The sequence below is a fragment of the Edaphobacter acidisoli genome, from assembly GCF_014642855.1.
GTDB lineage: Bacteria > Acidobacteriota > Terriglobia > Terriglobales > Acidobacteriaceae > Edaphobacter > Edaphobacter acidisoli.
Window position 1 is genome coordinate 167,533 of the sequence record NZ_BMJB01000003.1, and the last position, 18,068, is coordinate 185,600.

Below are 18,068 nucleotides of genomic sequence, written 5' to 3' on the forward strand. Positions count from 1 at the left end.
AGCTCCGTGTTTCACTGTTGCGAAACGAAATCTAAAAATCCCAAACTACTTGCTGCGGCGGTTGACGATGAACACATCGGTCCGCTTGTTGTTACGCGTCTTGTATCCGCGCGTGGGCTGACCCCATGGAGTGACTGGATGACGGCCGCCCGAGGTCTTACCCTCACCACCACCATGCGGGTGGTCAACCGGGTTCATCGAAACACCGCGATTCGCTGGGCGAATGCCCTTCCAGCGATTGCGTCCTGCCTTGCCGATCGAAACATTCTCGTGATCCGTGTTGCCAACCTGGCCGACCGTCGCCATGCACTCGACCAGCACCCTGCGAGTCTCGCCCGAAGGCAGCTTGAGCAGAGCGTAGTCGCCTTCCTTGGCGACAAGCTGCGCCGAAGAGCCAGCCGAACGAGCCATCTGCGCACCCTTGCCCGGACGAAGCTCAATGTTGTGCACCGTCGTACCGGCGGGAATGTTCTTGAGCGGCAGAGCATTGCCAACCAGAATGTCGGCGTCCGGTCCGCTCATGATCGACTGGCCGACCTTCAGGCCAACCGGCTGAATGATGTAGCGCTTCTCCCCGTCCGCATAGCTGACCAGAGCAATCCGCGAGCTGCGGTTCGGATCGTACTCGATCGTCTTGACTGTCGCCGGAATCCCGAACTTGTCACGCTTGAAGTCCACAATGCGAAGCTTCTGCTTGTGGCCGCCGCCGTGGTGACGCATGCTGAGCGCGCCCGTGTTCTTGCGGCCGCCCGTACGCTGCTTGACTGCAAGCAGAGGCTTGTGCGGCTTGTCCGTCGTCAGGTCGTCGCTGACCAACTTCGTAGTGAAGCGGAGCGACGGTGTTGTGGGTCGAAATGATTTGATCGGCATCGTTTTATTCCCTTGCCTTGTTCTCTTGCCAGCGCAGCTGATTACTCAGAAGCGCCTCGTTGCCATAAATCCTGCTACAGGCTGTTGATGTACTCGGGCATCTTTTCGCCATCCTTCAGGCGAACATATGCCTTCTTCCAGTCAGGGCGATAACCGGCATACCTTCCCCGGCGGCGCTCCTTGCCCTCGACGTTTGCAGTGCGAACGGCGCTGACCTTGACCTTGAAGAGCGACTCGACTGCCTGCTTGACTTCAGTCTTGGTAGCCTTCGTGTCAACCTCGAAGACCAGCGTGTTCTGGGCCTCTTTGAAGCCCATGCCCTTCTCGGTAATGAGGGGGCGGCGAATGACGGTATAGAGGGTTGGCATTACGCAACCTCCTTCTTCGAAGCAGTCTTGCGCTTCGAGACAAATTTCCTGAGCGTCTCCTGCAGAGCTTCAATCGCGTCCTTCGAGAAGACAGCGTGCTCGTAGCGGAGCAGATCGTACGGATGCACCTCGGAGCTGAGCACAAGCTCAACGCCATCCAGATTGCGCGAGCCGAGATAGAGCTTCTCGTCCAGCTTGCGGCTTGTCTCTACCAGCAGGGTGGTCTTGCCAGCTTCAAGCTTATTGAGCGCCGTGCGATAAAGCTTCGTCTTCGCCTCAGCGACATCGAACGAATCGACGACCGTCAGTTTGCCATCATTAATCTTCGCGTTCAGCGCCGAGCGCAGCGCTCCCATCAGCTTCTTCTGCGGGAATGCATACTCATAGCTGCGCGGTTGAGGTCCGTGGACCGTGCCGCCACCACGCCAGAGCGGAGTGCGGATCGAACCAACGCGTGCGCGGCCCGTTCCCTTCTGCTTCCACAGCTTCTTGCCCGCGCCGGAGACCAGCTTACGGTTTTTCGTCGCTGCCGTTCCCTGGCGGAGTGCGGCGCGATAGTGCTTCACCGACTCCCAGAGCAGCGCGTCGTTTACCTCGCCGTTGAAGACCTCGCCCGCGAGCTCGAGCTCGCCGACTTTGGCCCCTCCGAGATTGACTACGTTGACGTTTGCCATCTTTCCTTCGTTCGCTTTCCGTGCAGCCATCGATGTGGCTGCCCTAACTTTGTTTCTCTGCTTTACCGGTTCGTTCCCCGCGCAGAGCTTGCTGCTTTACTGCTTACTGCCTGTTCAGCTTTTGCGCCGAAGGCGCGTTTCGCTGGACACGCAGTCCTACTTCTTCTTCGGAGCTGCCTTCTTCGAAGCCTTCAGCGGATCAAGCGTGGTGGCTCCGGCGAATCCGCGGCGCTCACGCGGCGGCGCCTTCGCCTTCGAGATCAGCACATAGCCGTCACGCGGCCCGGGAACTGCGCCTTCGACCAGCAGGAGATTGTCCTCCAGATCGATACCGCGAATCCGGAGATTGCGGACCGTCACCTGATCGTGGCCCATGTGGCCAGGCATACGCTGGCCGGGAAACACGCGCGACGGAAACGACGATGCACCGATCGAGCCCTGCACCTGGAACATATGGCCGTGGGCCTTCGGACCGCCGCCGAACGCGTGACGGCGAACAACGCCAGCAAAGCCACGTCCCTTCGAGGTACCGATCACGTCGACAAACTTCTCATCGGTGAAGATATCGACCAGCACGCGGTCGCCCGCCTTCACGCCAACAGTCTCCGCTCCTTCAGCCGACTTCGTCGCTTCCAACTCGACTTCCTTGAGCACGCGAACCGGAGGAACATTCGACTTGGCAAAGTGGCCCGTCATTGCCTTGTTCACCTTCGACGCCTTCACGAAATCCACATAACCGATCTGTGCTGCGTCGTAGCCGTCCTTGGCCGCCGTCTTGAGTTGCGTAATCACGCAGGGGCCAGCCTTCAACACTGTGACCGGGTGCACATCGCCGCGCTCATCGAAAAGCTGCGTCATGCCGATCTTTTTTCCGAGAATTCCCGTAACTGACATCTTCGTTTCCCTTCCTCATCATGCCGGCTCATCGCTCAGCACTGCCAGGTTGATCTTGCAAAATCGAAAGCGCTTACTAAGAAGCTTTTCTTTATTTCTGAACCGTCTTAATCTCTACGTCGACGCCAGCGGGAAGATCGAGCTTCATCAGCGCATCAACCGTCTGCTGTGTCGGCTCCAAAATATCGATCAGCCGCTTGTGCGTGCGAATCTCAAAGGCCTCGCGCGACTTCTTGTCCACGTGGGGGGAGCGTAGAACGCAGTACTTATTCTTCATGGTCGGCAGCGGAATGGGCCCCGCAACCTGGGCGCCCGTGCGCTTGGCCGTCTCAACAATCTCTCCCGTGGAGGTGTCGAGCACGCGGTAGTCATACGCCTTCAACCGAATCCTGATTCTCTGTCCAGCCATCTTCTTCTCTCTTCCTCAAAGAACTGTTGGAGTGACTGCCGGTCATTTCCTGCTCACATCTCAATGGGCCGGCAGCCCTCGTGAATCGTGACTTACTTAATAATCTCGGAGATCGTCCCGGCGCCGACGGTCCTGCCGCCCTCGCGGATCGCGAACCGAAGACCCTTCTCCATGGCCACCGGCGTCACCAGCTCAACCGTCAGCTGGATGTTGTCGCCAGGCATCACCATCTCCGTGCCCTCCGGAAGCTTCGCCGAGCCCGTCACGTCCGTCGTCCGGAAGTAGAACTGCGGACGATAGCCGTTGAAGAACGGCGTATGACGTCCGCCCTCTTCCTTCGACAGCACATAGATCTCGCCCTTGAACTGCGTGTGCGGCGTAATCGAGCCGGGCTTCGCCAACACCATCCCGCGCTCCACGTCTTCCTTCGCCGTGCCGCGCAGCAGCAAGCCCGCGTTGTCCCCAGCCAGACCCTCGTCCAGCTGCTTCTTGAACATCTCCACGCCCGTCACCGTCGTGTTCTGCGTGTCGCGGAAGCCGACGATCTGCACCGCCTCGCCCACCTTCACCTTGCCACGCTCAATACGTCCCGTCACCACCGTGCCGCGACCCGAGATCGAGAAGATATCTTCAATCGGCATCAGGAACGGCAGGTCCACCGCGCGATCAGGCTGCGGCACACTCTTGTCCACCGCCTCCATCAGCTCGTCGATCTTCTGCTCCCACTGCGCCTCACCGTTCAGCGCGCCCAGCGCACTGCCGCGAATCACCGGCACATCGTCGCCCGGGAAGTCATACTTCGACAACAGCTCGCGCACTTCCATCTCGACCAGGTCCACCAGCTCGGCGTCCTCGACCGCATCGCACTTGTTCAGAAACACCACGATGTACGGCACGCCAACCTGACGCGCCAACAGCACGTGCTCCTTGGTCTGCGGCATCGGGCCGTCGGTGGCCGCAACCACCAGAATCGCGCCGTCCATCTGCGCCGCGCCGGTGATCATGTTCTTGATGTAGTCGGCGTGGCCAGGGCAATCGACGTGCGCATAGTGACGGTTCGGCGTCTCGTACTCCACGTGCGAGGTGGCAATCGTGATACCGCGCTCGCGCTCCTCTGGAGCGTTGTCGATCGTGTCGAACGAACGAAACGTGTTCTTCGGGTTGTGCTTCGACAGCACCTTCGTGATCGCCGCCGTCAGCGTCGTCTTGCCGTGGTCAATGTGACCAATCGTCCCTATGTTGACGTGCGGCTTTGACCGGTCAAATTTTTCCTTCGCCATCGCTCTCTCCGTGTTTCTTTACTTCAAAATTCGTTGACTGCAAACTGCTTCGAACTAAACTTTTGCCTCTTTGCCCTGCACCTTGGCAATGATCTCTTCGGAGACCGACCGGGGCGCCTCTTCATACTGCTTGAACTGCATCGTGTAATTCGCGCGGCCCTGCGTCGAAGAACGCATGTGCGTGGCATAACCAAACATCGTGCTCAGCGGCACCGTCGCCTTGATAGCCTGCGATCCGCCAACCATTTCCATGCCCTCGATACGTCCGCGGCGGCTGTTCAGGTCACCGATAATCGTTCCCATATACTCCTCAGGCACTGTCACCTCAACGTCCATCACAGGCTCGAGCAGCACAGGCTTCGCCTTCTTCGCGGCCTCCTTGAAGGCCATCGAACCGGCAATCTTGAACGCCATTTCGTTTGAGTCGACGTCGTGATAGCTTCCGTCATACAGCGAAACCTTGATATCGACCATCTCGTAGCCAGCCAGGACGCCGCGCTGCATCGCATCCTGAATACCCTGATCGATCGGCTTGATGTACTCCTTCGGGATCGATCCGCCCTTGATGTCATTGACGAATTCGTAGCCGGCACCGGGCTCGTTCGGGCTGATACGGATCTTCGCATGGCCGTAGTTACCCGAACCACCCGTCTGACGAATGTATTTACCCTCAGCCTCAGCATTGCCGCGGATCGTCTCACGGTATGCCACCTGGGGCTTGCCGACGTTGGCCTCGACCTTATACTCGCGCATCATGCGGTCGACGATGATCTCAAGGTGCAGCTCGCCCATACCGGCAATGATCGTCTGGCCGGAGTCGGGATCAGTATGCACATTGAAGGTGGGATCTTCCTGCGCCAGTTTGGCGAGAGCCATACCCATCTTCTCCTGGTCGGCCTTCGTCTTCGGCTCAACCGCAACCTCGATCACGGTCTTGGGGAAGTCGATCGACTCAAGCACAACCGGGTGCTTATCTGAGCAGATGGTATCTCCGGTGACAAGATTCTTCAGACCAACGGCGGCGCAGATATCGCCCGCGAGAATCTCGGTGATCTCTTCGCGCTTGTTTGCGTGCATCTTGAGCAGGCGGCCGATACGCTCGGTCTTACCAGTACGCGGATTCAACACCGAGTCACCAGTCTTGAGCACACCCGAGTAGACGCGGATGAAGATCAACTGGCCGACGAAGGGATCCGTCATAATCTTGAAGCCGAGCGCCGCGAAGGGCTCACTGTCATCGGCCTTGCGAATGACTTCTTCTTCCATGTTGTCGGGGTTATGGCCGACGACCGGGGGAATATCGAGCGGACTGGGCAGATAGTCAACCACCGCATCAAGCAGCGTCTGCACACCCTTATTCTTGAACGCCGAGCCGCAGAGCACGGGAAATATCTTCATCCCAATGGTCGCCTTGCGGATACCGGCCTTGAGCTGGGCCTCGGTCGGCTCCTGGCCTTCGAGGTACATGTGCATCAACTCGTCGTCGTTCTCGGCGACAGCTTCCACCAGAGTATGGCGCGCCTCGTTGGCCTTCTCCAGTAGATCGGCAGGAATCTCTTCGACCGAGTATTGCGCGCCCATTGTCTCGTCGTGCCAGAGGATGGCCTTCATGGTAACCAAGTCAACGACGCCCGCGAACTTGGCCTCCGCACCGATGGCAATATTCAACGGCACGGCGCGAGCTCCGAGGCGATCCACAATCGTCTGCGTCGCATAGACCGCATCCGCACCCGCACGGTCCATTTTATTAATGAAGCAAATGCGGGGAACCTTGTACTTGTCAGCCTGACGCCACACCGTCTCTGACTGCGGCTGCACGCCAGCCACAGCATCGAAACAGGCAACCGCGCCGTCGAGCACACGCAGTGAACGCTCCACCTCGGCAGTAAAATCCACGTGACCGGGTGTATCGATGATATTAATCCGCTGGTTCTTCCAGGTGCAGGTGGTCGCAGCAGAGGTGATGGTAATGCCGCGCTCCTGCTCCTGCTCCATCCAGTCCATGGTGGCGGTGCCTTCGTGCACTTCGCCGATACGGTGCGTGATGCCCGTATAGAACAGGATGCGCTCGGTCGTCGTCGTCTTACCGGCGTCGATGTGCGCCATGATTCCGATGTTTCGGCAACGATTTAGAGGTACAGTGCGTGCCACGTTCCATCTCTCATCTGCGAGCAATTACTCGCGGTTACTGGCAAAATCCAAAAACTAAAGCTTTCCACTGAAAAGCTTTCTTTACCACCTATAGTGAGCGAAGGCCTTGTTGGCCTCGGCCATGCGGTGGACATCTTCCTTCTTCTTCATCGCCGCGCCACGGCCATTGGCCGCATCCAGCAATTCCGCCGTTAGCTTCTCAACCATGCCCTTCTCGCCACGCGCGCGGCCATAGGTCACGAGCCAGCGAATCGCCAGCGAGGTACGACGCTCCGGGTTAACTTCGATCGGCACCTGGTAGTTCGCACCGCCGACGCGGCGGCTCTTCACTTCGAGCAGCGGCTTACAGTTCTCAACTGCCTTCTTGAACAGCTTCAGGGCCTCATCGCCGCCCTTCTGCTCCAGATTCGTCATGGCCTCATAAAAAATGCCCTGCGCGGTGGACTTCTTGCCGCCCCACATCATCGAGTTCACAAACTTCGTGACCAGGGTCGAGCTATAGACCGGATCCGGGGCAACTTCGCGCTTCGCTACATGACCTTTTCTTGGCATCTCTCTTCTCTCTTCTTCCTCCAGCGCGGTGACATCTCACGAGCTGGACTTGGGTTAATGCAAATCTCTTACTTAGCCGCAGCCTTCGGGCGCTTCGCGCCATACTTCGAACGGCTCTGCTTACGGTTGGCCACACCGACCGAATCCAGCGTGCCTCGCACCACGTGATAGCGAACACCCGGCAGGTCCTTCACGCGACCGCCGCGAATCAGCACAATCGAGTGCTCCTGCAGATTGTGGCCAATACCGGGAATGTACGTCGTCACTTCAATACCGTTGGTCAGGCGGACACGGGCAACCTTGCGGAGCGCCGAGTTCGGCTTCTTTGGCGTCTGAGTATAGACGCGGGTGCAAACGCCGCGGCGCTGGGGCGAACCCTGCAACGCGGGGCTGGCAGTCTTATAGCGGGTGGGCGTGCGGCCCTGCTTGACGAGCTGATGGAACGTAGGCACTCGAACTCCTTAAACCAACCAAAACTTGAGGCGCAGCAGGTCTTCTATCCTTCGCTTTTGCGCACACGCAAAAAATTGAGGGCGCTGACGCGTCTCTTTTGCGAAGATATCCCTGCTTCGCGTCTGTACTTCGATACAACAAACCAGACGAAAACAGTCGACGGTGGCCGAGCGTCTTTCGGGTAAACCCTGAAACGAGCCGACTCCGTTTCGCTGTTCCGGCCCGCATAGCCCATCCAAGGTGGAGGGTGTCGCAGGCGCGTATTCGATGGGCCGCAGATTTCAGTACTCTCAAACCCGGGAGTACCTGCGGTTATCTCTTTCTTGTACTCAGGTGCGCGCCAAGCTTCCCTGCGACACAAACTGTGTACTTGCGGAACCTTCTAACAATAGCAATTTCGCGTGGCTGGAGTCAACTTTTCGACAGATTTTTCATACCGCGGCGGCCTTCTCCCGCCAAAAGAACCCTTCTTCAGCATAACAACCGACGGATCAGCCCCTAAGATAGCCTGCGCGAGGGCTTGTCCAGCGTCCCCGACCCGAAAACCCGCCACATGCTAGGCTGAGCGACATGCTCTTCCGTCGCGCCTCGACCTGCCCTCTTGCTGTGGCGATTATTGGACTCACCTGCACCTCGCTTGCCTCGCCCTCAGCGCTGGCCCAGCCAGCCAATCCGCACGACGCCGAAATCCGCTCCCTCATGGAGATGCTCGGCCACACCCGCATCCCGACCGAGGCGCAGATCTCTCCCGATGGCTCAACCGTAGCCTGGTCCGTCCGCACATCTGATGGCTCGGAGATCCACCTCTCCAGCGCAATCCATCCCAGTCCGGCAACAGAAAAGATCGTCGACACCGGCACCGGAGCAACCGGCTGCACCAACGAACAGCCGCGATGGTCCCCGGATGGCCAGTCACTGGCCTTCCTCTCCAACTGCACCACACTCATCAGCAATCCCGACCAGCAGCAGCTCTTCGTCTGGTCGGCGAAAACCGGCGAAGCACGCCAGTTGACCCACGTGACCGGTAACCTCGACGAGCCTGCATGGTCGCCAGATGGCAAATCCATCGCCTTCCTCTTCGTAGAAAACGCCACTCGCCACGCAGGCGCGCTCGACGCGATGAAGCCCTGGAGCGGCGTCATCGGCGAAGAAGGCATTGAAGTGCAGCGCGTCAGTGCCATAGAGCTTGCAAGTGGTGCCTTCCGCTTCGTGACACCTTCCAATTTGCACGTCTACGAATTCTCCTGGGCACCCGATTCAAGCCATGTGGCAATTGTGGCGGCGCAACCACCGGGGGAGAACAACTGGTGGATTGCGAAACTCTATACCCAGAGTGTGGGCTCAGGTCCCGCCGAATATGCCGCAGATCGCGACAGAATTTGTGGCCCACCACGTAGCGGCACCGGTTGCGGAGTGAGCCGAGGTACAGGAGGACCTATCACCATTTTGGATCCCCAAACCATCTCCGGCCCGCTCCGCGGCCTCCAGATAGCCGTGCCTCGCTGGTCTCCCGACGGCAAGCAGATCGCCTTCATCGGCGGCCTGATGAGCGACCAGGGCGTCACCGGGGGCGACGTCTACCTCATTCCCGCAACCGGCGGCGAGCCCAGAGACATTACTCCCGGCCGGGCAGCTTCGGTGGCTTATCTAGGCTGGCTCAGCGACGACATACTCGGAATCGCCGAGCACACAGGTGGCAGCACACACTTGACCGCACTGAATATCGATGACGGCCGGGACATCCCTTCCGCCGAAGAGACCCTCCCCGAGACCATCTGGGCCAATGAGCTGACAATGAGCGTCTCTGCCGCCAGAAACCACACCATCGCCATCATCAGAAGCTCCTTCGAGCGCCCACCCGAGGTCTGGGCAGGACGCCTCAACGAGCTCAAACAGATCACGCACCTCAACGACGACCTCAAGCCACTCTGGGGCAAAACCGAAAACATCGAGTGGACCAACGAAGGCTTTCACGTGCAGGGCTGGCTGCTCTATCCGCGCAATTACGACCCAGCTAAAAAATATCCGCTCATCGTCGAGGTCCACGGCGGTCCATCCGCCGCTGTGACACCACGCTGGCCCAGTGTCAGCTACGGTGGCGTCCCATTCTCCGCGCTCGGTTACTTCGTCTTCATGCCGAATCCCCGCGGCAGCATGGGCCAGGGCGAGCAGTTCACCCAGGCCAACATCAAGGACTTTGGCTACGGCGATCTCCGCGACATTCTCGCCGGCGTCGATACGCTCGAAAAAAACTTGCCCATCGATAAAACCCGCGAAGGCATCACCGGCTGGAGCTATGGCGGATTCATGACCATGTTCTCAGTCACCCAGACCACGCGCTTCCACGCAGCAGTCGCCGGTGCAGGCATCAGCGACTGGAAAAGCTACTATGGCGAAAACTCCATTGACCAGTGGATGATTCCCTTCTTCGGCAAGAGCGTCTACGACGATCCTGCCGTGTACGCGAAGAGTTCAGCTATTAACTACATCAAGAATGTGAAGACTCCAACACTCCTCGTCGTCGGCGACCGCGACGGCGAGTGCCCCGCGCCACAGAGCTTCGAGTTCTGGCACGCGCTCAAGGCGGAGGGCGTCAAGACAGAGCTGGTCGTCTATCCGGATGAAGGCCATCGCTTCCGCGATCCTGGCCATCAGCGCGATGTGCTGGAACGGGCACTCGAATGGTTCGAAACTGAGATGCCTGCAAACTAAGTCTGCTTATCGCGGCTCTATGCCAAATTCCGAAGTAGCAGACAGAGCAAAATATCTCTCGGCACGTCAAAAATAGAGCACCCGAAGATTTGCTTCCGGTCTGTTCAGCTTTTACACTTGAGTTTCAGCTATCCAGCGGTTAGCGGTGAAACCGTTCAGCTTGCGTACGGGTTGGACGGGGAGGTTCGATGCGTCGTTTTGTCACGTTAGTATTCCTGCTGTGTTTCACAGTGTCGTTTGGCGTCTCCATCTCGGGTTGTGCAAAGAAGAACAGCGTCTCCTACTGCAACAACGCCGGCTATGGTCCGGTGCTTGGGCAGTTGGCGACCATTACGCTCTCGCCCAAGGTCTACGGCATTTCGCTGAACTACGCTGAGATCGGCACGGTAGGTGCCCCCGCAGGGGTCGATTGCAAAAACTCTGCCGTCAGCGTCTCCGCCTATACCTACGGCATTGTTGACGCCAACGGCAAACCGAACCTGACCATCGCCGACGTGGTTCCCTCTGGCACCAACGCCGGCAGGCTCTGCGCCGGAACATGGAACCGCAATACCGGCGGCGGCATCCCCGACTACACCACCTGCGTACCCAACAACGTCAGTGGCACAGTCTATGTCGTAGCAAGCGCTGACGGCGTCAGTAGCAACCCCCTGCCCATCTATGTTCACCCGACCGTCACCAGTGTCCTGCTCGGCCCTCCATCAACTGACTGCGTTAACGATCCTGCCACCAATTGCAGTCCTGCAGCGTACATTAATAGCCCCACCAGCTGCACCATTAACTCCGCTAATGGCTGCTGCACAGCTCCGGTCAGCACCACATCGCAGCCATTAGACACCACTCAAGGCTGCATCTCGCAGGGTGTCACCGGTCAGCTCGCCGCTCGCATCTTCACAGGCACCGACACAACCGTAGCCTCCAACAACATCAGCTGCCAGGTCGGCCACCTTACATACACCGCGCAAACCTCTGGTATCGTCTCCATCGACCAGAACGGTATTGCCACGGCAGAGCAACCTGGCTCGACCACCATTACGGCGAACGTCTCCAACGCAGGCAGCTCTGCAGGCTTCTTCGCAACCTGCCCGCCTAAATCCATCCAGCTCACCGTCAACAACGCCCTAAGCGCCACGGTCGATCAGAACTATACCCAGCCGCTCGCCGCCGTTGTAACCGACACCAACGGCAACCCCATCACCGGCCTCGATCTACAATTCGTCTCCACGACCCCATCCACGATCACAGCTGGCTCGGGCTCGGTTACGCCGACACTGCCTGGCTCTGCAGCCATCACAGCGATCTGCCAGCCCCCTACCTGCAATAGCTCACCGTTCAACCAAATTGGCCTCTATGGTAACGGGAAGCCCATCACATCGAATCCAGTTGAGATTACCTCTCCCGGCACCAGCAGCACTGTGCTCTACATCGGCAGCACTCAGTCGCAATACATCGTACCGGTGGACTTCACAACCAATAACATCGGCGCTCCTGTGCGCCTGCCCTATGTTCCGAACTCAATGGTCATCAGTGTCGATGGTTCGACGATCTACATGGGCAGCAGCCAGGAGATCATGACTTTCAGTGCCCTCACCAATTCGCTGACCACGCAGGACACCACGGTCACCGGCGAAGTGCTCGCTGTTTCTCCCGATGGCAGCACGTTGGTCATCACTGATCCCGTCCGCCAACTCGTTTATCTTTATAAATCCACTGGTGGAGTCATCTCGACCTATGGTGGAGTCGGCACGCACGCCGAATTCACGCCCGATAGCACTACTGTCTATATCACGATGGGCAACGTAGACCCTTCCGGAAATGTCACACCGAACAACCAGCTTCTGGTCCACTCATCCAACATAGGCTGGTATGTCACAACCTCTGCACAACCCACCACTGATGTCGCAGTGGGTGTGCCAAGCGTGGGTGCGTTCTTCGCCGGCAGCGCAACCTCGGCCAAGGGATACTGCCCTGTAACGACAACCTCCACCGTGGACGGGCAGCCCGTAACGAGCAACGTCTTCTATCCTGATGCTGGTGTCACCGGCCCAGCAGCCGATCGCCTGGCTGCGACCAATGATGGCCTCCATATCCTCGGTGCCCGCGCCACTTCCTCCACCGGCACCTTTACTGACCTGCTGCTCGGTTCCAGCGGTTCCCCCGGGCTTCCTGTAGGCTCCTGCCCCGGAAACAATGCCCTGACCTTCAGTGATACAGCCGTGCTCTCGAATGCCACTCTATCTGGCATCAGCCCAACGGCAATCACTGGCGTCGACGCAACCTCCGATTCCTCACTGGCCTTTGTCACCTACACCGGAACTGGCGGTGTTCTGCCGATGTACACTCTTTCCTCCACTGGTGCAGGGACACTCGGCAATATCCCCTTGGCAACGACCTCCAGTGGCACGCCCATCGCTCCGGTTGCAGGTGTATTCAGCACTGACAACTCAACTTTCTTCGTTGGAACCTCAGGCGATAACTCCGTGCACCTGATCAATCGCTCCACGCTGTCTGACCAGCCCACCAAGTTGATCGCACCAAATCTTCCCGGCGTCAACGGCGGCACAGCAACACCAAATCTGATCGTACAGAGACCGCGCAAGACGCTCTCATAACTAACAAGATCCAGTTCAACAGCAAAGACCGCGCCATCACAGGCGCGGTCTTTTACAGCATTCACATTCGATACGTTCGTGAAGCAGTTACGGAACAATCGCAATCTGCCTCTCTGCACGTATGTCATCCGAAGAAGCGCCTAACCTGATATCAACTCGGTCGCTCTCCACATTCCAGCCATTCCTCTTCACGTCCCAGTAAGCCAGCGACTTTGCCGGCAGGTGAAGCCGAACAGCCTTTGTTTCTCCGGCTACAAGTGCTACGCGTTCAAACCCCTTCAACTCCTCAGCAGGCCGCTCCACCTTCGAGCCGATGTGCCGCACGTACATCTCGACCACCTCATCACCGGCCCGCGAACCAACGTTAGTCACATCCACACTCACGGTCACTTCACCATTTTTCGAAAGTCGCACCGAACTCACTTTCATCTTCGAGTACTTGAACCTCGTATAGCTCAAGCCAAATCCAAATGCATAGAGTGGCTTACCTTTGAAGTACATATACGTGCGTCCGTCGCGAATGTTGTAGTCCATCATCGGAGGAAGCTCCGCAATGTCTCGTGGCCACGTGACCACCAGCCGCCCTGCCGGGTTGTAGTCTCCAAAGAGCACATCTGCAAGCGCCGTGCCTTCTTCCTCACTGCTGTGCGCCATGTGAACAATCGCTGGGATATGCGTCTCAGCCCAGTCGATGGTGTAAGGAAAGCTTGATACCAGCACAACGATCGTCCGCGGATTCGCTGCATAGACATCTTCAACCAACTTCTGCTGATCCGGCTCTAGCGCAATCTGCTTCCGATCAATCGCTTCTTTGCCTTCGCTCAGATCTGAGCAACGATTAAAAGGCGCTCCGCATGTTGGCTGGTTTCCAATTATGACAATCGCTACATCCGCAGCCTTCGCCATAGCCACGGCTTCATCGTGGTTCGAGGTATATCGAACCGCGACCTTGTCCCCAACCCTGCGCTTGATCCCCTCCAGCGGCGTAATTGCAAACGGAGGCGTGCCACCATAAAAATCGGAATCCACCTCATTCGCCCTCGGGCCCACCACCGCGATCGACCTGAGGTTCGTCGCATCGAGCGGAAGCAAGGGAGACTCCCCCTTCCTCGCCGCATTCTTCAACAAAACAATCGACTCGTGCGTCACCTTCAGCACCAGTTCCTTGCTGGTCTCCGCGTCCCACGGAGCAGCACCGTCGCCGGCCTTGATCGTCGAGTAAGGCACCATCGCCGGCGGATCAAGCAGCCCAAGCCGGAACAGCACACGAAATACCCCGGCGAGATTCTGGTCGATGTCTGCCTCCGTCACCAGCCCGTCTCGCAGAGCATCTTTCAGCGGATCCTCATATCCATTCAGTATCTGGTTCACGCCCGCATGAATCGCGCCGGCCACCGCATGTTCCATGTCCGGGTAATACTTATGCTTCGTCACCATGAAGGTCACGGCGCCACGATCTGAATCAATCAGGCCGTTGAACCCCCATCGCTTCATCGCTAAATCCTTGAGCAAGGGGTTGGTCGTCATCGGCACACCATTCACTGCGTTGTACGAAGCCATCAGTGCATTCGCTCCGCCCTGCTCCACTGCCATGCGAAACGGCACCGCATAATACTCGTGCAACAACCGCGCGTCGAAGTTCGATGAGGAACCTGAGCGACCATCTTCATTGCTGTTCGCCATAAAGTGCTTCACCAGCGACGCAGCCTGCCAGTAGTGGGTATCGCTTCCCTGAAGACCTCGAACAAACGCAGCAGCCATTGTTCCGTCGAAAAATGGATCTTCCCCATACGACTCCTCCGACCGCCCCCATCGCGGATCGCGAGCCAAATCAGCATTCGGAGCACGAATAATCAATCCGCCTCGGTCAACGCTCTGAAAGATGTATCGTGCCTCCCTTCCCTCCTCAGCCGCAGCCTGCTCAATCAACAACGGATCCCATGTCTCGCCTAGCCCTACGGACTGCGGAAACTGTGTTGTTGGAATAGTGGACACGCCGCCCCATTTGCCTTCTCCCCCTGGAGATTTCCTGCCCCAATTTCCCGGACCACCCACCGTGACTCCATGTAACCCCTCAAACTGTGCGTTCGAACCCGGAGGACTCAACTCCGCCCCCGAAGCATGAATCCCCAGCCTCGGAACATTCAGCGTCTTGCCCAGAAAATCAATCTTCTCTTGAAGCGTCATCAAGGACAGCACATTCCGAACACGCTGCTCCACGGGCAAATTCGGATTCTGAAATGGATATTGATACTGCGCCAATGCCGGGACGGCTAATGCCAATGCAAAAACGATGGAAAAGACTCTCGTAATTTTCAACTCTCACCCCAATGGTCCGATTGACATAGTCAGTTAGCGCCGACAAATACGATGAACAGAAACTGCTTAAGCATCAATCGATGGCAATCTATTGAAATGGTTCGAAGATGTCAAGTTAGGGATGAATCAGTGTCAGCTAGTCGGCTGGTAAGCAATACAGATACTGCCTAATCCATCGCTTCGTCCTACCGCTATTGCAGCAAAGTAAGAGCTATGGACCCTCGTCAAGCTTGTAGCGCTTTTTGGTGGTTGTAGATTGGGCATTTCGAGCTGCAATGAGCCGCTTCAAGATGGCTGGGACTTCGTCTCTCTGATCTGTCTTTCTGAGCGCGAGCATGAGGTGATACAAAGCTTGTTGGTCATTGGGATTAATGGAAAGCGCTTTTCTGCTGTAGTTAATCGCTTCCTGCGCATGCCCCGCACGCAGAAAAAGCGTGCTAAGGAGATCGAGTGCGCTTGACATTCGCGGGTTCAGATCGGCCGCTCGTCTGGCTGCGCTCACTGCCTCGGCATACTCTGCAGTTCCAGGACGAGTCTGCTGCTCAGAAAGGGTCTCGGCCAGCAAGTATTGTGCGAAGGCATCATTGGGGTGCGCTCTGGCTGCCTCTCGAAAAGACGCGAGTGCCGCTTTCGACTTGTGCTGTTCCGATTGCGAGAGGCCCTCTGCAACGTCGGCGATGGCGAGATTGGGGTCAAGTCGATTAACCGTATCAAAATCTTCCGTGGCCTTGGCGTAGTCCCCTTTCTCGCTGTACAAAACTGCGCGTGCTAGATAAAGTCGTGGGTCATTTGGCAAGCGCGTGAGACCAGCAGCCAACATGTCTATGCCGACCTGGAATGAAGCGTGATTGTAAGACAGTGTTGAAAATTGCAAATATGCTTCGACTTTTCGGGGGTTGGCAAGAATGGCATGACGCAACAGCTCGACAGCACGCGGCGTGTCATTATTCGATTCGTAAATATCGGCCCCGAGCGTGAGCACGTCCTCATCGTCAGGATTGGATTCGAGAAGAGGTTCAATTGTCTCGATCGCGTCCGGTGTGTGACCTGCATTCCATTGCGCGAGAGCAAGATTATAACGAGCACTTGGCCGTGACGGATCAAGGGTTAGGACACGTTGCAGTATTGGAATAGCATCTTGATCACGGTCGAGGGCCGTGAGACAAGATGCGAATTCAGTTAACAGCACTGGCTGTGCTTCGAGCACAGCTGCGGCTTGTTGGAAATGAGGCACAGCATCTGCGCATTGATTTCCTCTAAAGTCGAGCGAGGCAAGCATTGCATGCGTGGTTGGGTCGTCGGGACGCAGAGCCAGCACCCGGAGAAGGAGCGGCTCTGCCCGCTCGCTGCCCTGCTGATATTCGATTTGAGCCGCGCCTTCAAGCGCGGGCAGGTAAGCTGGAGCAAGCCTCAGAGCATGCTGATATGCCGAAAGCGCAGATGCCATCTCGCGTTTTCCAGAAAAAGCCATGCCGCGAAGCGTCCAAAGTCGGTAATCTCGAGGATATCTCTTGAGGGCTTCGCTGCTCTTTTGAAGTGCTTCATCGAAATCGCCCGTACGCAGTGCAGCAATGATCGGCGTTGTACTGTCCTGTGAGCTACCAAAGGTTGCTGACTGAGAAGCAAGGCACTGTGAGGGGCTGATGTACCAAAGGAGTGACAAAATATAGAGCAGGCACAGGGCTAAGCTAGGTACCGCGGCTCGATGGCGGATTACGGGTGCGATCCTGTTTTTCGCGCAGCGCAAAGCTGCCCGGATGCTCATACGATCAGTGTAGCGTTGCTTCAATGTGCCAGCTTCTCCGTTAACTGGGACTCCACATTGTCAAAAAATACTCCTTGAAACTGTCCAGGCTTCAACTGCGGCAGCTTAATTGTGAACATGTGTTGCGTGTCCGGCGCGATCTTCGACAGATCCAATCTCGGCACGATCCATCCCGTCATTCGGGGTCGAGCTCGATGGGATCTTCCACTCGAGCAGCATCTCACGCGGCAGACGTTCCCCGCTTAGCTGGTAGGGAGAGATGCAGGCAATGTCGCTAGCGAAGGCCCCCCAGGCAGCGTGCCAAGACATTTCAGGAGTATAGGAAATCGCTACAGATTGCCCATGATGCTCCACCTTGAGATAGGGATTTTGCACAACAAGCATGACGCCATGATTTTCGGGGAGGCGTAGAAAAGCACCGTAATCCTTACCTGGAAGGTCTTTTCTCGATTCGGCAACAGTCAAGCCAATCTGCGGCTCGTAGCTGGAAGGTATATAGGTTGAAAGAACTGTATCTTTAAGCACCATCTCGACTGGTACTACTTCCTCTACCGAGAAATCCGGCTTCGTGCCGCCGAAAACTTTGATTTGCTTTGCCACAAAGCGCCAGCCCGGTTTGAGCCAATAGACGACTTCGATCCGATAGCCCCGCAGTCGGTAGCTGTACGTCATCTCCTCCGCATTTGTCTTCCTGATTTGCGGCGTTACATCCGTACTGCGTAGGGTCGTATTGTCGAGCGTCAGCGACCAATGGTCGCTGGCGAAGTTTGCGCTGCTGCCTGAGTCTATGTCGTGGACTGAGGTCAAGCCGCTCTCATCAAATGTCGCGACTGTGGAAGCATTCTTCAGCGAGAAAGTGGCTGCGCATATAACCGCAGGCATTACGAGTTCAATACAGAGAAGGATCTGAAGAAATCTATAGATGCGCGGCACGGACATCCCTAAGGTCATCATTGGTTGAACAAAAATACAGGGGCATATCGGGAAATTGTCCAATGCCCCTGCCGAA

The 18,068-nt window shown here is 57.2% G+C and carries 14 protein-coding genes; 2 read left to right on the top strand and 12 right to left on the bottom strand.

Annotated features, from left to right (window positions below; all coding sequences use genetic code 11):
* Positions 1-45 precede the first annotated feature (45 nt).
* The 9 genes from rplB to rpsL form a co-directional block, all read right to left on the bottom strand.
* The gene (gene rplB, locus IEX36_RS15680) at positions 46-870 is read right to left on the bottom strand and encodes a 50S ribosomal protein L2 (protein WP_188760518.1); all 825 of its coding nucleotides are present in this window, start codon (positions 868-870) and stop codon (positions 46-48) included.
* A 74-nt stretch (positions 871-944) separates the two neighbouring features.
* Complete coding sequence (locus IEX36_RS15685; RefSeq protein ID WP_188760519.1) at positions 945-1,238, bottom strand: 50S ribosomal protein L23; 294 nt, start codon at positions 1,236-1,238, stop codon at positions 945-947.
* Positions 1,238-1,912 (bottom strand): 50S ribosomal protein L4, encoded by a 675-nt coding sequence (gene rplD / locus IEX36_RS15690; RefSeq protein WP_188760520.1) that lies wholly within the window; start codon positions 1,910-1,912, stop codon positions 1,238-1,240. The genes IEX36_RS15685 and rplD overlap by 1 nt, the downstream gene beginning before the upstream one ends.
* Before the next feature lie 156 nt (positions 1,913-2,068).
* Complete coding sequence (rplC, locus tag IEX36_RS15695) at positions 2,069-2,806, bottom strand: 50S ribosomal protein L3 (protein ID WP_188760521.1); 738 nt, start codon at positions 2,804-2,806, stop codon at positions 2,069-2,071.
* Positions 2,807-2,897: 91 nt separating this feature from the next.
* Positions 2,898-3,215: a 30S ribosomal protein S10 gene (gene rpsJ / locus IEX36_RS15700; RefSeq protein ID WP_013581294.1), complete on the bottom strand. Its 318-nt coding sequence runs from the start codon at positions 3,213-3,215 to the stop codon at positions 2,898-2,900.
* A gap of 92 nt (positions 3,216-3,307) precedes the next feature.
* A complete protein-coding gene (tuf, locus tag IEX36_RS15705) occupies positions 3,308-4,495 on the bottom strand; it encodes an elongation factor Tu (RefSeq protein WP_188760452.1) in 1,188 nt (395 codons plus the stop codon).
* Between the two features lie 54 nt (positions 4,496-4,549).
* Complete coding sequence (fusA, locus tag IEX36_RS15710; protein WP_188760522.1) at positions 4,550-6,646, bottom strand: elongation factor G; 2,097 nt, start codon at positions 6,644-6,646, stop codon at positions 4,550-4,552.
* Between the two features lie 81 nt (positions 6,647-6,727).
* Positions 6,728-7,198 (bottom strand): 30S ribosomal protein S7, encoded by a 471-nt coding sequence (gene rpsG / locus IEX36_RS15715; RefSeq protein ID WP_188760523.1) that lies wholly within the window; start codon positions 7,196-7,198, stop codon positions 6,728-6,730.
* A 68-nt stretch (positions 7,199-7,266) separates the two neighbouring features.
* A complete protein-coding gene (rpsL, locus tag IEX36_RS15720; protein WP_014263802.1) occupies positions 7,267-7,650 on the bottom strand; it encodes a 30S ribosomal protein S12 in 384 nt (127 codons plus the stop codon).
* 571 nt (positions 7,651-8,221) lie between these two features.
* On the opposite strand from rpsL, the gene IEX36_RS15725 reads away from it, so the two are divergent.
* Complete coding sequence (locus tag IEX36_RS15725; protein WP_188760524.1) at positions 8,222-10,363, top strand: S9 family peptidase; 2,142 nt, start codon at positions 8,222-8,224, stop codon at positions 10,361-10,363.
* Positions 10,364-10,551: 188 nt separating this feature from the next.
* Entirely contained in the window at positions 10,552-12,975 is a 2,424-nt protein-coding gene (locus IEX36_RS15730; RefSeq protein ID WP_188760525.1) for an autotransporter outer membrane beta-barrel domain-containing protein, read from the top strand.
* Positions 12,976-13,062: 87 nt separating this feature from the next.
* Here the strand turns inward: IEX36_RS15730 and IEX36_RS15735 are convergent, their stop codons facing one another.
* The 3 genes from IEX36_RS15735 to IEX36_RS15745 all read right to left on the bottom strand — a co-directional run bounded on the left by IEX36_RS15735 (position 13,063) and on the right by IEX36_RS15745 (position 18,055).
* On the bottom strand, positions 13,063-15,162 hold the full coding sequence (locus IEX36_RS15735) for a glycoside hydrolase family 3 C-terminal domain-containing protein (protein ID WP_188760526.1): 2,100 nt from the start codon (positions 15,160-15,162) through the stop codon (positions 13,063-13,065).
* 343 nt (positions 15,163-15,505) lie between these two features.
* Positions 15,506-17,083, bottom strand: coding sequence for a tetratricopeptide repeat protein (locus IEX36_RS15740; RefSeq protein WP_188760527.1), 1,578 nt, complete (start codon positions 17,081-17,083; stop codon positions 15,506-15,508).
* 81 nt (positions 17,084-17,164) lie between these two features.
* Positions 17,165-18,055 (bottom strand): hypothetical protein, encoded by an 891-nt coding sequence (locus IEX36_RS15745; protein WP_229669063.1) that lies wholly within the window; start codon positions 18,053-18,055, stop codon positions 17,165-17,167.
* Positions 18,056-18,068: the final 13 nt, after the last annotated feature.